The following is a 19,475-nucleotide window of genomic DNA, read 5'->3' as shown; positions in this document are numbered from 1 at the left end:
TGTCGACCCTCCCCCGGCGCCTAGACGTAGCCGCCCTCTTTGCCCTCTCCCGGCATCGGAATGTCCATCAGCTTCGCGGTCAGACGCACTACGTGGTTCGTGAGCTCCATGCCGCGGCTTTGTTCGGCCGTCATCAACTCGTAGTGCTTCAGCTGCTGGGCGATGCGCAGCATGATGATCCCGAAGCGCCAGCCCGTGAAGATCTGGTAGTAGTCGAGATGCTTCACGGTGTGGCCCGACTGCTGCTCGTAGTAGGCAACGGTGTCCTCGTAGGAGGGGAACCCTTCGAGCCGGGGCGTATTCATCGCCTCGCTGTGGTGGCGATCGAGGAAGACGGCCCAGCCGACGTCGCGTTCGGGGCTACCGGTACTGACCATCTCCCAGTCGAGCACGGCGGCGGGCTTCGTCCCGTCGAAGATGATGTTGCCGATCCGCGCGTCGCCCCACACCAGGCCCTCGGGCTCGTCCTGGGGCTGGTTCGCGACCAGCCAGTCGTGGGTCTGTTCGAGGACCGGATTCTCGCGTCCATCCGAAGCCCAGGCGTAGTACTTCTCGTAGTACGCGATCTCCTGGGCGAGCGGCGTCGGGCCGAGCTCGGGACGACGCAGGAAGCCGAACCCGGTCGCATCGACATCGAGCTTGTGGATGCGCGCCATCGACTCGAAACCGGCCAGCCAGATCGCCTCGCGCTCCGCCGGCGAGATCTCGTGCATCCAGCCGTCGACGTGATAGGGCGGGTTGTCCGTCGGAACGCGCCCCGACACCTGCACCATCACGTAGAAGGGCGCGCCGAAGACGCTCATGTCCTCTTCTTCGAGCCAACGCATCTCGGGCACGGGAACGTCGGTCGGCGCCAGCAGCCGCATCGTGTTGAACTGCAATCCCAGGTCGTATTCGAGGAAGACCTGGTACCCCGTGGGTTGGATGCGCACGACGAGCTTCTCCTCGTGGCGCTTGCCGTCTTCCGTCCAGGCCAGATCGAAGAGCAGCGTCTCGTTCGAGAACCCGGAACTCGTCGGTGCCACGAGGGGCGACATCTGGACGTCGCTCGCACCGGGCAGCTGCTTCGCCAGCCACGCCTCGAACTTCTTGCTGTCGGCTTCTAGATCTCGCTGCCACGGCGTAGGCATGGGCTTCCTTTCGTTCTGGAGTCTCGCTCGGAGCGCAGTGTCCCCGATGGAGGTGGTTGGCGTCTATTGCAGCGCCTTGACCATTCGCTCGAGGGCCTCGGTGAGCACCCGGCGCGACGTCGCGAAGTTGATGCGCGCGAAGCCCCGCCCTTCCTCGCCGAAGGCCAGCCCATCCGAGAGCGCGACCCTCCCCTTTTCGAGGAAGACGGCGTAGGGGCTGGGTTCGAGCTGCATGGAGCGGAAGTCGAGCCAGGCCAGGTAGGTCGCCTCGGGCGGGTGGACGACGACGTCCGGGAAGGCGCGTGCGACGAAATCGAGCGTGAAGCGGCGGTTGGCCTCGAGGTAGGCGCGCGCGGCCTCGAGCCAGGGCTCGCCGTGCTCCCAGGCCGCGCGGAGCGACTCGATGCCCAGGATGCCCACCCCACCGCGCAGGTGCCGGGGCAAGCCGTTGAAGCGCTGCCTCAGCTTCTCGTCACCGAAGATCGCGAGGGCGCAGCGCAGTCCGGCGACGTTGAAGGCCTTGGAGGCCGCCGTGAGGGTGATGGTGCGCGCCGCGACCTCGGGCCCGAGCGAAGCGAAGGGCACGTGGTGATGCCCCTCGTAGACGAGGTCCTGGTGGATCTCGTCGGAGACGACGATCCAATCGCGCTCGAGCACGACCTCGGCGAGCGCCTCGAGTTCTTCACGACGAAAGACGCGGCCTGTCGGGTTGTGCGGGTTGCACAGGAGCAGCATCCGCGTACCGGCATCGGCGACCCGTCGCAGGTGGTCGAGATCGAAGCCGTAGCCCTCGGGGCCGCGCACCAGCGGATTCTCGACGAGCCGGCGTCGGGTCTTGCGCACGCTCCCGAGGAACGGCGGGTAGATCGGCGTCTGCACCACGACGCCTTCGCCGGGCTCGGAGCACTGTTCGAGGGCGACGTACATCCCCTGGACGACGTCCGAGAGCACTTCGACGTTGCGCGGTTCGATTGCCCAGCCGTAGCGGTCGCGCATCCGCGCGACGGTGAGGTCGGGTACCGGTGTCGGCGCCGGGTGGATCGGGTAGCCGAGGTCGGAGCGCGCGACGCTCCGCCGCAGCACGCGACGGATCGGCTCGGCGACCGGGAAATCCATGTCCGCTACCCACACGGGCACGACATCGGGCGGATACGTCGTCCATTTCTCGCCGTAGCTCGGTGCGCGTGCGTCGGGGCCAACCGCATCGAAGTCGACGGGCGGGTTGCGCAGCGCCGCTTCCACGCCGTCGGGAAGCGCCGCCGCAGCGCCCGTTTCGAGCCCGGCGCGGCCGAGCCAGCCCGCGAGATCCTGCTTCAGCTCGCCGAGCATCCACTCCAGGGCATCCACCCCGGGAGGTGTGGGCTTGCGGTCGCCCGACGCCGTCTCCCAATGGGAGCGGGCGGGATCGGTCCAGCAGGTGAAGGCGAGCCAGCGCTCGGGGTCGCCCGTCGCTTCGATGCGCAGGCACGCGGCGATGTCGGCATCCGAGACACCGCCTTCGTGTCCGACGACGAAACGAAGCTGATCCGACGCGAATTGAGCCACGGCGGCGAAGGATAGCGGCCCCGAAGGGCCCGAGCCCCGTGCTAGGGTGAGCCCGCCGGGGTCGAGAGCGCCACAGGACGAGGGCCGCGCATCGCTTCGGCACGGAGGCGCACCCGATGCGAGAGGTTTCGTCCCAACGCGCGACGTCCATCCATGCGTGGCGCACGGCGCTTGCCACCCTCGTCATCTGGATGGCGTGGCCTTCCCTCGGACACGCCGAGGGTTTCTTCGATCTCTACGCCGGAGCCGCCTTCGCCGAGAACGACGAGCTCAACTGCAACGGCTGCAATCTCGTCGGACTCGGTGCGCTCACCCGCGTCCGGCTCGACTACGACGAGCCCCAGGGCTCCTTCGGCATCCGCGGCGGCTACTGGTTCCCAGGGGCCGCGAATTTCGTCGGGCTCGCCCTCGATCTCTCGACCTACCGGGCGAAGGACGACAGCATCGCCGACATCGACATCATCGCGGTGCCGATCACACCGCTCCTGATGCTGCGCTTGCCGCTGCTCTCGAGTGACGAGTTCCCGAATGGCCAGATCCAGCCCTACGGCGCGATCGGCCCCGGCGTCACGCTCACGATCGCGCGAGCCGACATCTCTCGCTTCAACGTCGGCTTCGACGACTTCATCGACGCGAAGTTCGATGTCGGTCTCGACGCGCGCGGCGGTCTCGCGATCCAACTCACCGACTGGCTCGCCGTGTTCGCCGAGTACCGTCACACCCGCCTCGACCTCGACTACGACGCGAGCGTGGACTTCGACTTCGGCCCGGACCTCGACATCGACGCCGATACGCACCTGAACGCCCACCACGTCGCGGGCGGAGTCTCGTTCCGCTTCTAGCGGGCCTCGACTCGACGCAGCGCTTCAGCGGACCTCGGCGAGACGTGCGAGGGCGCCCGTCACGTCTGCCGTCGTGTGAAGCACGGCGGCCAGCGGGTCTTCCGACAGCCGTCGCAGACGCGCGAGCGCGTTCGACATCGTGTAGCGCTGGGCGCGCAGCCGGCCGTTCACCTCGTCCCAACGAAGCGGCATCGAGACCGGGGCTCCCGGCAGCGGACGCACGCTGAAGGGGCCGACGAGCAGCCGTCCGTGGCCGTTCTGGAGGAAGTCGACGTAGACCTTTCCCTCCCGCGAACGGACGCGTCGCGTGACGGTGGCGCGCTCGGGTAGTCGCTGGACGACGACGCGCGCGAGGAGCTCGGCGAGCATGCGACTCTGCTCGTAGCCGAGCTGACCGCCCAGCGGCACCAGCACGTGCAGGCCGGTCGACCCGCTCGTCTTCGGAAACGAGGGCAGCCCAATCTCCTCGCAGAGCGCGTGCACGACCTTCGCGACGGCGACGACGTCAGAGAAGTCCGCGCCCTTCGGATCCAGGTCGAGGATGCACCAATCGGGGCGCTGCAGGTCCGCGACGCGGCTCGACCAGACGTGAAGCGGAATGGTTCCCATGTTCGCGACGTAGAGCAGCGAGGCGAGGTCGTCGCAGACGAAGTAGTTGACCTCGCGCTCGGCGTGCTCGCTCCACATCTGCTCGGTGCGCACCCAGTCCGGCACCCACTCGGGCGCATCCTTCTGGAAGAAGGACTTACCCTCGATCCCATCCGGGTAGCGCGTCATCACCAGCGGCCGGTCCCGCAGATAGGGCAGGATCCAGGGGCCGACCTTTCGGTAGTAGTCGATGAGGTCGCCCTTCGTCGCGCCGCTCTCGGGCCAGAACACCTTCTCGAGGTTGGTGAAGCGGACGTCGCCGGGGGTCACCGTCGCGGCTGCCGGACTCGGCGCCTCGAGGGCGGGCAACGCAGCGTCTCCTGAACGTACGCATTCGCCGGGGGACTTGTCGTTGCGCAACCCGAGCCAGCTCGGCTGGCGCAGCAGGCCGTCGGAAGTCACCTCGGCGAAGCGCACCTCGCCCACGAGTTCGGGGCGCACCCAGGTGTGGCCGCGGGTCTCGGGGACGCGCCCCGTACACGGCGGTGCGTCGACGCGCAGCGCATCGAGATCCGCGCGCAGGCGGGTGAGCTCCTCCTCGCCGAAGCCCGTCCCGACCCGGCCGAAGTAGCGGAGCTCGCCGTCGACGTGGGAGGCCAGATGCAGCGCGCCGAACCCCGTGCGGCCGCCGCGCGGCGCGGTGAAACCCACCACCACGAAGTCGTCGGCCTGGAGGAGACGCAGCTTGCGCCAATCCGCGGACCGCCCGGCGCGGTAGGCAGCGTCCGCGCGCTTCGCGACCAGACCCTCCAGTCCCAGCTGCTCGATCTGTGCGAGCACACGGGTGCCTTCCGCGGCGAACGATGGCGCGAGGCGGACGGGCCCCTGCGCCGGGATCAGCGCCTCGAGCCAAGCGCGTCGTTGGCGCAGGGGCAGCGCGCGCAGGTCGAAGGGTCCGAAGGCGAGCAGATCGAAGACGAAGTAGCGCACCGGGTTCTCGACGCGCGCGCGGGCGATGTCGCGGGGGCGGTCCAACATCGCGCGACGCTGCAAGCGCCCGAAGTCGGGACGGCCCTCCCGATCCGTGGCGACGATCTCGCCGTCGAGGACGACGTGATCCACGGGCAGGCGGGACAACGCGTGCGCGATCTCGGGGAAGCGCGTTTCGGCGGGTCGCCCGTTGCGTGTGCGCAACACGCCCTTGCCGTCGTCGCGGGCACCCAGCATGCGATAGCCGTCGTACTTCACCTCGAAGAGCCAGTCGGGATCGTCGAAGGCTTCGGCGATCGGCTCGGCGAGCATCGGCTTCACCGCGTCGATGGCGAGTCGGTGACGACGTGGCTCCCGGGCCTCGATCTCGCGGGCCAGGGTGTCGAAACGCGGGGCGCCGTCGCGGAGCTCGGTGACGCTCAGACCCGACAGGATCGAGCCGTCGGCCAGCGGCACGTCGGTCTCGGCCCAGGCGTCGGGCTTCTTGATCAGGAGCCACTCGCGTCCGTCGCCGTTCCGGTCCCGGCCCCGGGTCCGAACGAGCGTGAAGCGCCCGCCGAGCTTGAAGCCCTCGAGGTCGAAGAGCAGCTTGCCGCGCTCGATCCCCTCTTCCGGGTCCTCGACCGGGATCCAGCGACCGAGGTCCCAGAGGATCACGGCCCCGGCGCCGTAGTTCCCCTCGGGAATGATGCCCTCGAAGTCGGCGTACTCGACCGGGTGGTCTTCGACCCGGACGGCGAGGTGCTTCTGGGCAGGATCGAGGCTCGGTCCCTTCGGAACCGCCCAAGACCAGAGAACTCCGTTGTGTTCGAGGCGCAGATCGAAGTGCAGGTGCCGCGCCGCGTGCTGCTGCACGACGAAGAGACCCGGCCGGTGGGCGCTTTCGCCCCCAAACGGTTCGGGCGTCTGGTCGGCGTCCCGCATCCCGCGGTAGCGCTCGAGCCGGCCGCTCAGCTGATCGCCTCGGGGCACCGATCCTTCCTTCGGCGGACCTGCCGCCGCTCACGTTGACGCCCTACCCCGCCTAGCCTAAGGATTCCGCCATGGCTGCGCGCGCGATCTCGACCGCGACCATCTCGTTCGGCCTCGTCTCGATTCCGGTGAAGCTCTACAGCACCACCGAATCGAGCGGCCAGATCTCCTTCAACATGCTCCATCAGTGCGGCACCCGCCTGAAGCAGCAGTACATCTGTCCCAAGGACGAGAAGGTCGTCCCGCGCGACGAGATGGTGAAGGGCTACGAGTTCGCCAAGGGCCAGTACGTGCTCTTCACGAACGAGGAACTGAAGGCGCTCGAGGCGGAGAGCAACCGGATGATCGAGATCCGCGAGTTCATCCCGCTGGACCAGGTCGACCCGCTCCACTTCGACCGCGCTTACTACCTCGGCCCAGACAAGGGCGGCGACAAACCGTACACGCTGCTCTCGCGCGCGATGGAACAGACGGGCCGCTGCGCGATCGCCTCCTACGCCGCGCGCGGAAAGCAGTACATCGTGGCGCTCCGCCCGTTCCAGGGTGGACTGATCCTCGAACAGCTTCGCTACGCCGACGAGCTGCGCTCCTTCGAAGACGTCGAGCGCGTCGAAGCGACCCTGACCGATGCCGAGGTGAAGCTCGCCGTCCAGCTGATCGACCAGATTGCGGGTGACGAGTTCCAGCCCGAGCAGTACGAGAACGAAGTCAAGAAGCGCATCGAGGAAGTGATCGCCCAGAAGGTCGAAGGCCAGGAAGTGACCTTCGCCCCGAGTGAAGAACCCGAGGGCAAGATCATCGACCTGATGGATGCGCTGAAGGCCAGTCTCGAGTCCACACCCGCACCGGCGGGCCGCAAGGGCCCGAAGCGCGCCGCGAAGAGTGCGCGCGCTCCGAAGAAGAAGGCCGGCGGAAAACGCAGCTGAGGCCGGGCCCGGCCAGGCCCGCGCCGACGACGAGGGGGGCCGCCCGCTGGGCGGACGTCGTTCGATGGAACCGGCACAGACCACCTACGGCGTGCGCGAGGCGGCCCAGATCCTGGGCGTGCCGCCCACCCGCGTGCGCTCCCTGGCGAAGGCCGGCGGCGTCGAACCCACGCGTGGGCCGCGGGGGGAATGGCGATTCGCCTTCCGCGACCTGCACTTCCTGCGCCGCCTGCGCGACCTCTCGGCGGGCCGGATCCATCCGCGACGCGTCCGTCGCGCGCTCTCGCGCCTGCGCGCGAGCCTGCCCCCCAACAGTGACCTCCGCGAACTCGGACTCGCCAACGCCCAGGGCGAACTCGTCGTCCGCGAAGACGCCGGACTCTGGTCTCCCGAGGACGGCCAGTGGGTCTTCGACTTCGAATCCTGGCGCCCCTCGACGGTGATCGATCTTCGCGAGCGCGCGGCCTCCCGACGCGAGCCCACGCTCGCGCCCGGGGAGACCGAGGCCGATCGCTGGTATCGGCTCGGCTGCGAGCTCGAAGAGGTCGACCCGCTGCGCGCGCGCGCAGCGTACACGCGCGCGGTCGACGAGAACGACGAGCTCGCGGACGCCCACGTGAACCTCGGGCGTCTCGAGCACGAGGCGGGCGAGCTCGCATCGGCAGAGCAGCGCTACCGCCGCGCCCTCGCCCTCGAGCCCAGCGACGTCACGGCCCGCTTCAACCTGGCCGTCGTCCTCGAAGATCTGAGCCGCGACGACGAAGCCGTGGACGCCTACCGGACCTGTCTGAAAGACGACCCGGCTTGCGCCGAAGCGCACTTCAACCTGGCGCGTCTCTGCGAACAGCGCGGCGACGAGGAAGCCAGCGTTCGCCACCTCGTGGCCTACTGGCGACTGGTGAAGCACTAGCTGGCGCCGTCTCCCGGCGAAGCGTCTGCTTCGGATTCCGCCGGGCGCTCGAGCATCTGCAGGATCCACTGACGCGGCGTCGGGAACGCCAGCGGGACGAGCCCTGCCAGCAACAGGACGCCTGCGGCCCAGATGACCTGATCCATCTCGCCCTCGACCAGGCTGCTCCCGAAGTAGGTGTAGATGGCGGCGCGCCCGAGCGACCCGACCGCGAGGGCGAGGGCAAACGCGATCACGGACATGCGCGTGACGCCGGCGATCAGGTGGTACGTGGTGATCGGTCCGAGGGGGTACGCCGTGCCGACGGCGATGAAGAGCGCGCCGAGACGCGAGCCGGCGATGTCGAAGAGATGTCGCAGGCGACCCGGCACTCGGGACAGTACGGCTTCGCGACCTGCCCAGCGCGACGTGAGGAAGAGCACGAGGCCCGAGACCAACAGCCCGATCGCGCCGTAGATGGTGCCCTGCACGAGTCCGAACACGAGTCCGCCGCCGATGAGCACGACCTGGGATGGAACGCCGAGCGGGACGCGAAACGCGACGATCCCGACGAACGCGATCGGCGCCCACACGCCGAGTCCTTCGACCACCCCGCGCAGCGAGTCGGGCTGGAACTCGAGACCGATCACCCGACGCAGCGTGAGAAAGACCGCGAACAACGCCACGGCCCCGACGCCAAGGTAGATCCAGCGGCGGCCTTCCACGCCGAGAGAGTCACGAGCCGCCCTCGCGATGTCAAACGAGGCGGCGGGCCCGGGCCGCGCGCTGTGTCTACGCAGGCAAGGAGATGCGTCGGTCTTCCGGATCGGCCGCCGGTCGGTAGAGGACCGCCACGCGCCCGACCATGCCGGCGAGCACGCTCCCCGTCTCGGCCGCGAGCGCCTCGGCCATCTCCTGGCGTTCGGGTCGCTCGTGGGCGATCCGCAGCTTGATCAGCTCGTGGGCGGCCAGCGCCCCGTCGACGGCCGCAACCACCGACTCGCTGACGCCCGACGCCCCCACCTGGACGACCGGATCCAGGTCATGGGCGAGCTTTCGCAGATGGCGCTTCTGGGCACCGCGCAGCTTCGGGGGATCTAGGCGAGCGTCCGACACGCGCGGACCCTATCGGGTTTCGCGGCGCTGCGCTGGCGGGAGTGGAGCCGAGTCGCGCCCGCTCGTACCCGGCACTGCCCCCCTCGAGGGTGCGATAGCGATCCCGAGTGAACCGCTCGAACGAGTGGGGCCCGCTTCTTGATCGACAAGAAGCGGGCCCCTATGGTGCGAATCGTTCGGAAGGGATGCGGACCTTGGTTTAATTGATGACGACCGCACCATCTCGGCAGCCCGTCCGGTGTCCGGCAGCGAGGCCCCCGGTGATTCCGAGGCCGCCTCTACGAGCGCGGGGTGTTGTGATTGCGCTCGCGCCTGGACGCCTTCCTGAGCTGTCACGGGCGATCCTACGAAGCGCCGCAGTCCAGAGCGCCCACCAAAGAGATGAAATCGACACGCTGATTTATCACCCAAACGGGTGATTCTCGGCCGTAAAGTGGCCCCGAACGGGGCGTTTTCGACGCGCATCGAGTTCGAATTCCCCCCCGCGGGTGTCTCCCGCTCCCGTCAGCCGCCCCTCACGACCGGAAAGGGCCCGGAAATGGCACATGCGTCCCTGGTGCTCACGGTGATCGGCCCCGACCGGCCCGGACTCGTCGAGGCCCTGAGCCGGGTGATCGCGGATCACCGGGCGAACTGGCTCGAGAGCCGCATGGCCCATCTCGCCGGTCAGTTCGCCGGCCTCCTCCGGGTATCGGTGGCCCCCGAACGCGCAGATGCCCTCGCAGCCGCCCTCGAAGCGCTCTCCACGACCGGCCTGCGCGTGATTGCGACGCGCGCAGCGGACCACGCACCCCCGACCCAACCGCGGCTGCGGCTCGAAGGCGTTGGCCTCGATCGTCCGGGGATCGTGCGAGAACTGTCGGCAGCACTCGCAGCACGGGGTGTGAACGTCGAGGAGCTGACCTCCCATACCAGCTCAGCGCCGATGTCGGGAGAGACTCTCTTCCATGTCACGGCCCACTTGCGCGCACCCGACGAAGTCGATGCCCTGCGTCCGGTGCTCGAGAAGCTCGCGGACGAGCTCGCGATCGAAGTAACGCTGGAACGCGAGAGCGACGACTAGTCGCTCGTGGCGACGGCTCAGCCCTCGCCGATCTGCCCGACGCCCGAGACGATCAGGTGCACCAGCTCGCCCTGGCGGTTCGTGCCCGTTTTCGAGAAGGCGCGCTTCAGATGACTGCGCGCGGTGTTGAGGCTGACGCCTCGCTGGCTTGCCGCCTCGTCGAGAGACATCCCGAGCGAGAGCAGGCGCACGAGTTCGGCTTCGGAGTAGGTGAGCTGGTACAGCACCTCGAGCGCCTCGGACCCGGCGACGATCTTCGCACTGGGGTCGGTCACGAAGACCGCTACGACGGCGTCCTCACCGCCCTGGGGCCCCGGGCCCGCCAACAACGGGGTGACCATGACGGCGTACGCACGCTCCCCGGAAGGCCGTGAGACCGACACGAACCCCGGCCCGTTGTAGTACTGGCCGCGCTGCGCCTCGATCGCCTCGGCGAGCAGGCGTTGCAGCTCGGCGTTCTCCCGCGCCTCGGCCGCTCCGGGGCCGTGCCGGTCGACGTGGAGTCCGTCGTCCGATTCCAGGATCGCGCGCGCGCTCTTGTTCTCGACGACGACGTTGCGATTCACGTCGAGGAGCAGCAACCCGACCGGCAAGCGGTCGACGGCCTCGTTCAGCGCGCGCCGCATCACGTCGGCACCGTGGAGCTGGCGGTAGATCTCGACCGCGCGGTGCAGGTGCGGCGTGAGCCCCTCGAGCCCGGCGAAGTCGGCCTCGGTGAAGGGGGGCTGTCCCTCGCGACGAAACGCCGAGAAGCCGCCCGCGACCTCGCCCTCCACATCCGGGTTCGCGATGTTGAAACCCGCCGGCCAGTGGCAGGCCAATCCCTGGGGACGCAGCCAGTTCGCGTAGAACTCGGTCTTCTCGAGATCGACGTGGCCCATCACCTCGTCCATCGTCCGCCAGCGCCCCATGAAGTGGTCGTTCATCTTGATCGACCAGGGCAGCTCGGTGAAGAAGTGCTCGGCGAAGGTGGTGCGGTAGTCATCACCGAGGCCCACCGCGTAGGGCGAATCGTCGGTGTTCAGAGAGGGCGTGACGAAACCCAGGAACACAGCGGCGCCCCCCGAGGTGGTCGCTGATTCCGAGGACGACCTCGTTCCACACGTCGGGTGATAGAGCGGCCGCGTAGATGCGGTCGATCAGCCACTGGGCACGGTGGTCCATTAGGCATCGCGGTGCCGGGGCAATGGCACCTCCTCCCTTCGATGGGGGATTATGCCCGGCCGCGCCCGGCAGCGTCCAGCGCGGCGTTTTCGCGCCTAGGGACGACCAAAACCGGTGGGCCCGTCCGACGAATCGGACGGGCCCTGAGGGTCAATCAATCGTGTTGCCTAGGGAGTGCGGACCATGACTCCGGGTTGACCGAGCCTCTCCGGGAGAGCCCGGGGTGCCGTGGGGTGCGATCGATCGAGACGAGGAATCCCAAGATCTGCTTCCCAATGGCCGTTTGCCCCTGATGCCATCTTTTGGCTCCCGTTGCTCTCTGGGTCATAGAAATACCGGCAGCTAGGGGCACCAAGCGCCCCCCTTTCTGATGAAAACGACACGGTAAGTTTTCACCCAAATAGGTGAGCCAGACGCCAACCCGCGGGGATTCCCTCCCAATTCGGAGGTTTTGCGGCCGTTCTGGGACCCACAGGCCGGGTATCCTGCGGCTCCCGCCCCCACGGGCGGCCGAGGAGGACGCCATGGGACCGCTCGAGGGGATTCGGCTGCTGGAGATCGCGGGGATCGGACCCGGTCCGTACTGCGCGATGGTGCTCGCGGACATGGGTGCCGAGGTGATCCGGATCGTCAAACCGGGGCCGGCTGCCTTCGTGTCCGAAGACCAGGTCTCTGGCGACCTCTTGAGCCGGGGCCGTCGCAGCATCTGCGTCGATTTGAAGCAACCCCGAGCGCTCGACACCGTCCTGCGTCTGGTCGAACAGGCGGACGGCCTCTTCGAGGGCTTCCGACCCGGCGTGATGGAGCGACTCGGACTCGGTCCCGACGTGTGCCTGGGCCGCAATCCGCGCCTGGTCTACGGACGCATGACCGGCTTTGGCCAAGAGGGTCCTCTGGCCCAGGCCGCGGGTCATGACATCAACTACATCGCGCTCGCCGGTGCGCTCGCCCACATCGGTCGCGCCGACCAACCGCCGACACCCCCGCTCAACCTCGTCGGAGACTTCGGCGGCGGTGGACTGCTCCTCGCCTTCGGGATGGTGTGCGCGCTGCTCGAACGCGTGCGATCTGGGGAAGGACAGGTCGTCGACGCCGCGATGGTCGACGGCGCGTCCGCATTGATGACCGTCTTCCACTCGGCGCAGCAATCCGGGTTCTGGGGACCGCCCGGCACCAACATGCTCGACAGCGGTGCCCCCTGGTACGACGCCTACGAGACCTCGGACGGCAAGTACGTCTCGCTCGGATCGATCGAGCCCCAGTTCTACGCGACGTTGCTCGAGAAGACCGGACTCGACGCCGAGTCGCTCCCGGACCAGCACGACCGCGCCCAATGGCCGAAGCTCCGCGAGCGCTTCGCGGACCTGTTCAAGACGCGCAGCCGCGACGCGTGGTGCGAACTCCTCGAAGGCAGTGACGCGTGCTTCGCCCCGGTGCTCGACATGGGAGAGGCGCGCGAGCACCCCCACAACCGGGCGCGGAACGCGTTCCTCGAGATCGACGGCGTTGCCCAGCCCGCACCGGCGCCGCGCTTCTCTCGCACGCCGGGCGGGGTCCAGCGCCCGCCGGCCGTGGGGGGCGCCCATACCGACGCGGTGTTGTCCGAGTGGGGTTTCTCCGCGGACGAACTCGCTGCGTTGCGAGAGACGAAGGCGATCCAGTAGTCCGGTCGCCGTGTCCGTGCAGACCCTCGCCAACCTCGTCGACGCCCACGCCGCCCGCACCCCCGACGCGCCCGCGTTCCTGGTGGGAACCCGGCGTTGCAGCTGGCGCGAGTACGCGGAGCGCTCGGATGCCTGGGCACGGCGCCTGGTCGCAGCCGGGCTCGAACCCGGCGACCGCGTCGCCGTGCTGTTGCCCGACGGGCCGGGCGTCCACACCGCCTTCCTCGCCACCGAGAGAGCGGGGCTCGTCGCCGTCGGCATCGGTCCCCGCGCTGGCGAAGCGGAGATCCGGCACCTGATCACCCGCTCGGGCGCGCGCGCACTGCTCTCGGAAGCCCACCATCGCGGGCTCGATCTCGCCCGCTGGACGGAACCGCTCCGCGCAGAGACGGCCCTCCGCCATCACTTCGTCTGCGGCGACGGAACGACCCTCACCGGAGAAGTCGCCCTCGACGGCGGCCCGGCCCCCGCGCCGGCCCACGAGCTCGATCCAGGCCGCCGACTCGGACCGACCGACCTCTTCCTGCTGAACTCCACCTCGGGAACCACCGGGCTTCCGAAGTGCGTGACCCACGATCAGGCGCGCTGGAACCACTTTCACCGGCTCGCCGTGGAGGCAGGAGGCCTGGGAGCGGACGACGTTTTCCTGAGCGCTCTGCCCGCCCCCTTCGGTTTCGGCCTGTGGACCGCGCATTTCACGCCGACCCTGCTCGGTGCGCCGACGGTGCTGCTCCCCGATTTCGACGCGGCGGCCATGATCGACGCGATCGCCCAGCACCAGGTCAGCGTGCTGGCCGCAGTCAGCACCCAGTTCATCCTCATGCTCGACGCACTCGCGGAGCGCCCACTGCCGTCACTGCGCGTGCTGTTCACCGGGGGCGAAGCCGTCCCCTACGCGCGCGCCGCGGCCTTCGAAGAGCGCACGGGTGCGCGGGTGCTCCAGTTCTATGGCTCGAACGAGACCGGGGCGCTGTCCCGCACGACCCTCGACGACACCCGCGACGTGCGCCTGCGCACCGCGGGCCATGTCATCGACGAGATGCAGGTGCGCCTGTTCGACGAGGCGGGACGGGACGTCACAGCCGGCGGCCGCGGCCAGGCGGGTTGCCTCGGCCCCCTCACGAGCCAGGGCTACTACGACGACGACGAAGCGAACGCGAAGCTCCGGACCCCGGATGGCTGGATGCTCACCGGCGATACCTGCGAGATCGACGCGGCGGGAGTGCTGCGGGTGGTGGGTCGCACCGCGGACATCATCATCCGTGGCGGCAAGAACATCAGCGCGCCGGTGGTCGAGGCGGCGGTCGGATCCCACCCGGCGGTGGCGCTGGCCGCGGCAGTGCCCGTTCCGGACGCGGTCTTCGGCGAGCGGGTCTGTGCGGTGGTCGAGCTGCTTCCCGGCCAGACGCTCGACCTCGAGGCCCTGACGGCGCACCTGCGAGAGGCCGGCGTTTCCGTCGAATCCTGGCCCGAGCATCTCTGGGTGGTCGACGAGCTACCGCGCTCGTCCGGTGGCAAGATCGCCAAGGGCACCCTTCGCACCCAGGCGGCCCAGGCCCTCGGACTGGAGGAACGCCAATGAACCCTCTCGAGGAGCGCCGATGAGCGACCACATCACCCGCTACGACGTCATGCCGATCCCGCCGGTCGAAGCCCAGACGCGCTGGTTCGACGTGGGGAGCCTGCGGATCGGCGTGGAGTACCGACTGCTCAACGAGGCAATCGCCGCCGCTTCGGCGACTGCCCCCGCCGAAGGGTTCGACAGCGCCGACCTCGCCGGGCTCGACGATCGCGGCGTGTCGCTCCACGTGTGCGGCCCCGTCGACGGCGAACTTCGCGAACTGCTGCGCTTCGACTGCTTCGACGAGGATCCGCACTACCACTACGTCGACTGGCGAGCGAAGAGCAACGAAGTGTTGCACCTGGACCCGGTAGCCGACGGGGATCCGCTGACGTGGGCATTGGAACGCCTGCGGACGCGACTGCCCCAGATGCTCGCCCGTGCCGGGGCGCCCGAGGCCGCAGGCGGCTTCGACGCCAACGCACTCGAAGACACCCTGCCGCGCGTGACCCAGGCCGCCTACCGAGCTCGCTACGAGAGCGACGCGGAAGCGGTGCTGCGCGACGCACTCCCGGAGGACTCCCGATGACCTCGGCTGACATCCGCGCCCGACTGGGGCACCCCGTCGTGGACGCCGACGGGCACCTGATCGAAACCCTGCCGGTGTTCCGCAGCTTCTTCCTCGACTACGTGAAGGATCTCGCGGGCGGGGATCTGGCCGCGCGTTTCGAGGCCGCCGGCGGCATGGACTTCGACGACATGGTGCTGCGCCCGTGGAGCGCACTCTCGGAGGACCAACGCCGCGAGATCTGGGCCACCCGTCCGTCCTGGTGGAGCCTGCCGGCGGCGAACACGAAGGACCGGGCGACCGCGCACCTGCCGCGCCTGCTCTACGAACGGCTCGACGAGTTCGGCATCGACTTCACCGTGCTCTACCCGAGCCGCGGCTTGACGACGCTTTCGATGCGCGATGCCGAGCTGCGCCAGGTCGCGTGCCGCGCGCTCAACGCGTTCCACGCGGAGATCTACTTCCCCTACGCCGACCGCATGACGCCCGTGGCCCTGATCCCGACCCATACGCCCGACGAGGCGCTCGCCGAGCTCGAGCACGCGGTCGCGGGCCTCGGCTTCAAGGCGATCATGATCAACGGGGCGATCCACCGGCCCGTCGGCAACGCGACCGAAGCGAGCGACAAGTCGGTGCCGAACTGGGGATCCGGCGCCCAAACGCGGATCGACACCCTGGGACTCGACAGCGAGTACGACTACGACCCGCTGTGGGCACGTTGCGTGGAGCTCGGGGTGTCCCCCGCCTCGCACACCCCGGGCATGGGCTGGGGCGCCCGCCGCTCGGTGTCGAACTACATGTACAACCACATCGGCTCCTTCGGCGCGAGCATGGAAGCGTTCTGCAAATCGCTCTTCCTTGGCGGCGTCACCCATCGCTTCCCCGAGCTCGGCTTCGGCCTCCTCGAAGGCGGCGTGGGCTGGGCATGTTCGCTCTACGCCGACCTGCTCTCCCATTGGGAGAAACGCAACCGCGAGACGATCCACCACCTCGACCCCGCCCGGATCGACACGCGCCTGATGATCGACCTGTTCGAGAAGTACGGCGACGAACGGTTCCGCGCCGATCTGGACGGCCTGAGCCAGTCCTTCACGAAGCTCGAGCCCGAGCCGCCCACGCTCGACGAGTGGTCCGCCTGCGGGATCGACCGCGCCGAAGACGTGCGCGACCGCTTCGTGCCGAACTTCTACTTCGGCTGCGAAGCCGACGATCCGATGGTCGCCTGGGCGTTCAACACGGAGCTCAACCCGCTGGGCGCCCAGCTGCGGGCGATGTTCAGCTCGGACATGGGCCACTGGGACGTGCCGGACATGGCCGGCATCCTCGCCGAAGCCTGGGAGCTCGTCGAAGACGGTCACCTCGACGAGGCCGCCTTCGAAGCCTTCGTGTGCACGAACCCGATGCGCTTCTACACCAGCGTGAACCCGCGCTTCTTCGAGGGCACCCGCTGCGCCGACGCCGCCGCGAAGCTCGTGGCAGACGAAGCATGAGCGGACCGCTCGAGGGACAGGTCGCGCTCGTTACCGGCGGCAGCCGCGGGATCGGCAAGGGCTGCGTGCTCGAGCTCGCGGCCGCCGGCGCCACCGTCTACCTGACCGGCCGCTCCGAGCGCGAGGGGGACGCGCCCCTGCCGGGCACCATCCACGCCACCGCCGCCGAGGTCGCCGCTGCCGGGGGGCGCGCAACCGCGTTGGTCTGCGATCACCGGGACGACGATGCGGTCGCACGCGTGTTCTCGCAGATCGACGCCGAACAGGGCCGGCTCGACGTGCTCGTCAACAACGCGTTCTTGATTCCCCGCCAGCTCACCTCCGGGAAGCCCTTCTACGAGACGCCGCTGTCCTGCTGGGACGACATGATCGGCGTCGGCACCCGCTCGGCCTATGTCGCCAGCGCGCTCGCGGCTCAGCGCATGGTCCCGGCCGGCCGCGGATTGATCGCGAACATCAGCTCGTCGGGAGCGAAGAAGTACGCCTGGCACGTAGCCTACGGTGTCGGCAAGGCCGCCCTCGATCGGATCACTGCCGACACCGCGCACGAATTGGCGCCCCACGGCGTCCACGTCGTGTCGCTCTGGCCCGGACTCGTCCTGACCGAGCGCGTCGCGGGCAACCGTGCACAGCTCACCGGCCTCGGCAAAGTGCGCGGTGAGTCCCAGCGCTTCACCGGGCGCGCGGTGGCGGCGCTGGCCGCCGATCCGAACGTGGGCGAGCACAGTGGGTGCGCGCTCGCGTCGCGCGAGGTCGCCGAGCGCTACGGGTTCACCGACATCGATGGCACCCTGCCCGACGGACCGCTGGAGAAGCGCCCGATTCCCCAGCGGCCCGCGGGCTCGGCCACGCCCTAGCTAGGTGCGGGCCGCCAGGCGTCGCTTCCAGATCTCGATGCGCCGCAGGGCCACGGGCCCGGCGCGCTCCACCCAGCTGGCCGCGAGGATCACCAGCACGCCGAGGAGCGCGAGGCTGCCCCAGCGACTCCAGGCGTAGAGGGCGATCGCGTGCTGGACGTGGACCGCCACCGCGGCAAGGGCCGACGCGGCTCCGATCCACTGCAGCGGACGCTGATCCCGCAGCGTCCCCCAACCGAGCAGACCGATGCCGGCGATGCCCGCCAGCAGCGAGGCGACGAGTCCCGGCACCAGGGCCAGGTTCAGGACGCACGCCCCGGCGAAGGCGAGCACGCCCACCCGTCGGAACGACGCACCCCACGGTTCGTCACCGGCGAAGAACGAAGCCAGCGCGAGCTGGGCCGCAAAGCCCGCCGCCGCCATCGGCACCAGGAAGCCCTGGGCCAACCCCGCACCGCCGAGCGCGTCGGCGAAAGCCGCTGCGGCCCAGCCAGCCGGGACGACGGCGCTCCAGCGCGCGACGTTCCGCGCTTGCTCGGGCAAGCGGCTCACCCAGGAGACCGCCGTGAGTCCGAGCGCCACACTGAACCAGCCGACCGCGAGGAACAGGGCCGACGCCTCGTAGTGGAGGATGTGGCGCCCGACCAGCACGAGCAGCGGCGCGGTGACCAACGCCCGCGCGATCCCGCCTTCGAGATTCGCCAGGCTGGGCTCGCGTCGCAGCACACGCCACTCGAGCGCACCCAGGCCGACGAGCGCGAGCCCCGCCAGCACGGCGATCGCGTCGGCGTCCCGCGTCGGTAGGAGCAAGAGCGCGTTGCCGGCCACCGCGGCTGCAGTGAGCGGCACCAGGCAGCGTCGGCCGAAGGCCCCCATCGCCAGGGCGGCGACGGGGATCGTTACGACGAATGCCCCAGCGCCCGCGAGCAGCGCAGTGGCCAGTGACGGCGCCACCCAGGTGGCGTAGTCGGCCAATCCGGCGACCGGCTCGGGTCCGAGCTGGGAGTAGACGAGTCCACCTCCCACGCAGGCGACGATCGGCAACGACGCTCCGGCCAGGCCGAGGAAGGTCCGCGCGGCCTTGCCGTCGCGCGCGCGAAGCCCGCAGAAGAGGCCCGCCAGTGTCAGGCCCACGGTATGCGCGAGCAGGGTTCCCGCGCGGGTCAGATCACTGCCGGCCTCCCAGTGCTGCCACAGGAAGGTCGACAGGGCCGCGACCAACGCCACGGAGCCCGCCGCGCGCAGCATGCGCGAGGCTTCGGTGAAGCGCGCCGGAGTCTCCTTGGGCTCCGGCGGGCTCGTGTTCGGCGGCGACGCTGCGGTCGCCTGGGTTTTTTCGAGGGCGGCGGTGTCGGGGAAGAACGCACTCATCGCGGCACCTCGAAGTCCCGCAGCGCGGCGAGCTCGGCGCGCAGCTCGGCTTCCTCTTCGTTGCGATCGAGCTCGGCTTCGAAGGCATCCGGCGCATCGGGATGCCCGTCGGCGATCTCTCGCTCGGCGAGCGCCATCTCCCAGCGCTCGAACACCTCGCCCATCTCGACGTCGGGCGTCACCACCATCGCGTCGGCCCGCGACTCGCGGGTCGCGAGTACGTGGTGCCGCTCGCGCAGGGTCGAGAGACGCTCCTCGACCGCAGCGACGTCCGACGCGAGCGCGCGCTCGGTGCGGCTGTGCTCCTCGAGGCGCCGTTCCAGCGAACGCCCCTCGCGCTCCGAGGCGCGGCGACGACGCAGGCATTCGAGCGCCGCGTTCTCGTCGCGGCCTGCGAGCTCCGACGCACGCTGCTGCCAGCGCTCGACCGCTTCACGGGCCTCCTCGCGCTTCTGCTTCAAGGCTTCGCCGTCGCGCTGGACGCGCTGCAGGCGAACCCGGGCCCGAGCCCCCGCCCGGGTAGCCGCTCGCAGCGTGCTGGCGGCGACGGCTTCGTGGTTCTCGAGACGACCGAGCAGGGTGTCGACCTGGGCGACCAGGCCGGTGCTCCAAAGGCGGATGCGTTGCATGAGGACTCCTTCGTGGCGGGCGCGTGTGCCGCCGGGCCCTAGTGCAGCCGCTGTGCCCAAAGCGGAGAGAGATCTCCGATCAGAAGCAAAATCAAGCACTTGCACACGTT

17 protein-coding genes are annotated in these 19,475 nt (G+C 69.3%); 9 read left to right on the top strand and 8 right to left on the bottom strand.

Going from position 1 to position 19,475, the window contains the following annotated elements:
- Nucleotides 1-20: 20 nt before the first annotated feature.
- Together AAF430_01650 and AAF430_01645 are read right to left on the bottom strand one after the other, a co-directional pair.
- Nucleotides 21-1,130 (bottom strand): phosphotransferase family protein, encoded by a 1,110-nt coding sequence (locus tag AAF430_01650; protein MEM7408924.1) that lies wholly within the window; start codon nucleotides 1,128-1,130, stop codon nucleotides 21-23.
- Between the two features lie 63 nt (nucleotides 1,131-1,193).
- Nucleotides 1,194-2,675, bottom strand: coding sequence for a MalY/PatB family protein (locus AAF430_01645; protein MEM7408923.1), 1,482 nt, complete (start codon nucleotides 2,673-2,675; stop codon nucleotides 1,194-1,196).
- Between the two features lie 116 nt (nucleotides 2,676-2,791).
- Here AAF430_01645 and AAF430_01640 point away from each other — a divergent pair, with 116 nt between their 5' ends.
- Nucleotides 2,792-3,517 (top strand): outer membrane beta-barrel protein, encoded by a 726-nt coding sequence (locus tag AAF430_01640; GenBank protein MEM7408922.1) that lies wholly within the window; start codon nucleotides 2,792-2,794, stop codon nucleotides 3,515-3,517.
- Between the two features lie 24 nt (nucleotides 3,518-3,541).
- On the opposite strand, the gene ligD is transcribed toward AAF430_01640, so the two are convergent.
- On the bottom strand, nucleotides 3,542-6,067 hold the full coding sequence (gene ligD, locus AAF430_01635; GenBank protein ID MEM7408921.1) for a DNA ligase D: 2,526 nt from the start codon (nucleotides 6,065-6,067) through the stop codon (nucleotides 3,542-3,544).
- Nucleotides 6,068-6,138: 71 nt separating this feature from the next.
- Between ligD and AAF430_01630 the strand changes: the two genes are divergently transcribed.
- Both AAF430_01630 and AAF430_01625 read left to right on the top strand, forming a co-directional pair.
- Nucleotides 6,139-6,993, top strand: coding sequence for a Ku protein (locus AAF430_01630; protein ID MEM7408920.1), 855 nt, complete (start codon nucleotides 6,139-6,141; stop codon nucleotides 6,991-6,993).
- A 64-nt stretch (nucleotides 6,994-7,057) separates the two neighbouring features.
- Nucleotides 7,058-7,903 carry a tetratricopeptide repeat protein gene (locus AAF430_01625; protein MEM7408919.1) on the top strand — a complete coding sequence of 282 codons (846 nt, stop codon included), beginning with the start codon at nucleotides 7,058-7,060 and terminating at the stop codon, nucleotides 7,901-7,903.
- Here the strand turns inward: AAF430_01625 and AAF430_01620 are convergent.
- Nucleotides 7,900-8,607, bottom strand: coding sequence for a VTT domain-containing protein (locus tag AAF430_01620; GenBank protein ID MEM7408918.1), 708 nt, complete (start codon nucleotides 8,605-8,607; stop codon nucleotides 7,900-7,902). The genes AAF430_01625 and AAF430_01620 overlap by 4 nt on opposite strands.
- A 67-nt stretch (nucleotides 8,608-8,674) precedes the next feature.
- Nucleotides 8,675-8,998, bottom strand: a complete 324-nt coding sequence (gene yhbY, locus AAF430_01615; GenBank protein MEM7408917.1) for a ribosome assembly RNA-binding protein YhbY — start codon at nucleotides 8,996-8,998, stop codon at nucleotides 8,675-8,677.
- Between the two features lie 538 nt (nucleotides 8,999-9,536).
- On the opposite strand from yhbY, the gene AAF430_01610 reads away from it, so the two are divergent.
- The gene (locus AAF430_01610; GenBank protein MEM7408916.1) at nucleotides 9,537-10,061 is read left to right on the top strand and encodes an ACT domain-containing protein; all 525 of its coding nucleotides are present in this window, start codon (nucleotides 9,537-9,539) and stop codon (nucleotides 10,059-10,061) included.
- Between the two features lie 17 nt (nucleotides 10,062-10,078).
- Here the strand turns inward: AAF430_01610 and AAF430_01605 are convergent, their stop codons facing one another.
- Nucleotides 10,079-11,113, bottom strand: a complete 1,035-nt coding sequence (locus AAF430_01605) for a helix-turn-helix transcriptional regulator (GenBank protein MEM7408915.1) — start codon at nucleotides 11,111-11,113, stop codon at nucleotides 10,079-10,081.
- A 636-nt stretch (nucleotides 11,114-11,749) separates the two neighbouring features.
- Between AAF430_01605 and AAF430_01600 the strand changes: the two genes are divergently transcribed.
- From AAF430_01600 to AAF430_01580, 5 genes are read left to right on the top strand one after another with little or no spacing between them, the layout of a single operon-like run.
- Nucleotides 11,750-12,889, top strand: a complete 1,140-nt coding sequence (locus AAF430_01600; GenBank protein MEM7408914.1) for a CaiB/BaiF CoA-transferase family protein — start codon at nucleotides 11,750-11,752, stop codon at nucleotides 12,887-12,889.
- 10 nt (nucleotides 12,890-12,899) lie between these two features.
- On the top strand, nucleotides 12,900-14,471 hold the full coding sequence (locus tag AAF430_01595; protein MEM7408913.1) for a class I adenylate-forming enzyme family protein: 1,572 nt from the start codon (nucleotides 12,900-12,902) through the stop codon (nucleotides 14,469-14,471).
- A 19-nt stretch (nucleotides 14,472-14,490) separates the two neighbouring features.
- Entirely contained in the window at nucleotides 14,491-15,039 is a 549-nt protein-coding gene (locus tag AAF430_01590) for a hypothetical protein (protein ID MEM7408912.1), read from the top strand.
- Complete coding sequence (locus tag AAF430_01585) at nucleotides 15,036-16,508, top strand: amidohydrolase family protein (GenBank protein ID MEM7408911.1); 1,473 nt, start codon at nucleotides 15,036-15,038, stop codon at nucleotides 16,506-16,508. Before AAF430_01590 ends, AAF430_01585 begins: the two co-directional genes overlap by 4 nt.
- Nucleotides 16,505-17,365, top strand: a complete 861-nt coding sequence (locus AAF430_01580) for an SDR family NAD(P)-dependent oxidoreductase (GenBank protein MEM7408910.1) — start codon at nucleotides 16,505-16,507, stop codon at nucleotides 17,363-17,365. The genes AAF430_01585 and AAF430_01580 overlap by 4 nt, the downstream gene beginning before the upstream one ends.
- Here the strand turns inward: AAF430_01580 and AAF430_01575 are convergent, their stop codons facing one another.
- A complete protein-coding gene (locus tag AAF430_01575) occupies nucleotides 17,366-18,736 on the bottom strand; it encodes a hypothetical protein (protein ID MEM7408909.1) in 1,371 nt (456 codons plus the stop codon). It abuts the gene before it with no gap.
- Nucleotides 18,733-19,365, bottom strand: a complete 633-nt coding sequence (locus AAF430_01570; protein MEM7408908.1) for a hypothetical protein — start codon at nucleotides 19,363-19,365, stop codon at nucleotides 18,733-18,735. Before AAF430_01570 ends, AAF430_01575 begins: the two co-directional genes overlap by 4 nt.
- Nucleotides 19,366-19,475: the final 110 nt, after the last annotated feature.

Source organism: Myxococcota bacterium, from assembly GCA_039030075.1.
Lineage (GTDB): Bacteria > Myxococcota_A > UBA9160 > UBA9160 > SMWR01 > JAHEJV01.
Note: the sequence above shows the minus strand (reverse complement) of the source record. Positions and strands in the feature narration are given on the sequence as shown.

Coding starts and splice junctions, on each gene's coding strand:
- AAF430_01570 (MEM7408908.1), bottom strand. CDS start 19,365: ATGCAACGCATCCGCCTTTGGAGCACCGGCCTGGTCGCCCAGGTCGAC.
- AAF430_01610 (MEM7408916.1), top strand. CDS start 9,537: ATGGCACATGCGTCCCTGGTGCTCACGGTGATCGGCCCCGACCGGCCC.
- AAF430_01640 (MEM7408922.1), top strand. CDS start 2,792: ATGCGAGAGGTTTCGTCCCAACGCGCGACGTCCATCCATGCGTGGCGC.
- AAF430_01590 (MEM7408912.1), top strand. CDS start 14,491: ATGAGCGACCACATCACCCGCTACGACGTCATGCCGATCCCGCCGGTC.
- AAF430_01575 (MEM7408909.1), bottom strand. CDS start 18,736: ATGAGTGCGTTCTTCCCCGACACCGCCGCCCTCGAAAAAACCCAGGCG.
- AAF430_01630 (MEM7408920.1), top strand. CDS start 6,139: ATGGCTGCGCGCGCGATCTCGACCGCGACCATCTCGTTCGGCCTCGTC.
- AAF430_01580 (MEM7408910.1), top strand. CDS start 16,505: ATGAGCGGACCGCTCGAGGGACAGGTCGCGCTCGTTACCGGCGGCAGC.
- AAF430_01650 (MEM7408924.1), bottom strand. CDS start 1,130: ATGCCTACGCCGTGGCAGCGAGATCTAGAAGCCGACAGCAAGAAGTTC.
- AAF430_01625 (MEM7408919.1), top strand. CDS start 7,058: ATGGAACCGGCACAGACCACCTACGGCGTGCGCGAGGCGGCCCAGATC.
- AAF430_01585 (MEM7408911.1), top strand. CDS start 15,036: ATGACCTCGGCTGACATCCGCGCCCGACTGGGGCACCCCGTCGTGGAC.
- AAF430_01600 (MEM7408914.1), top strand. CDS start 11,750: ATGGGACCGCTCGAGGGGATTCGGCTGCTGGAGATCGCGGGGATCGGA.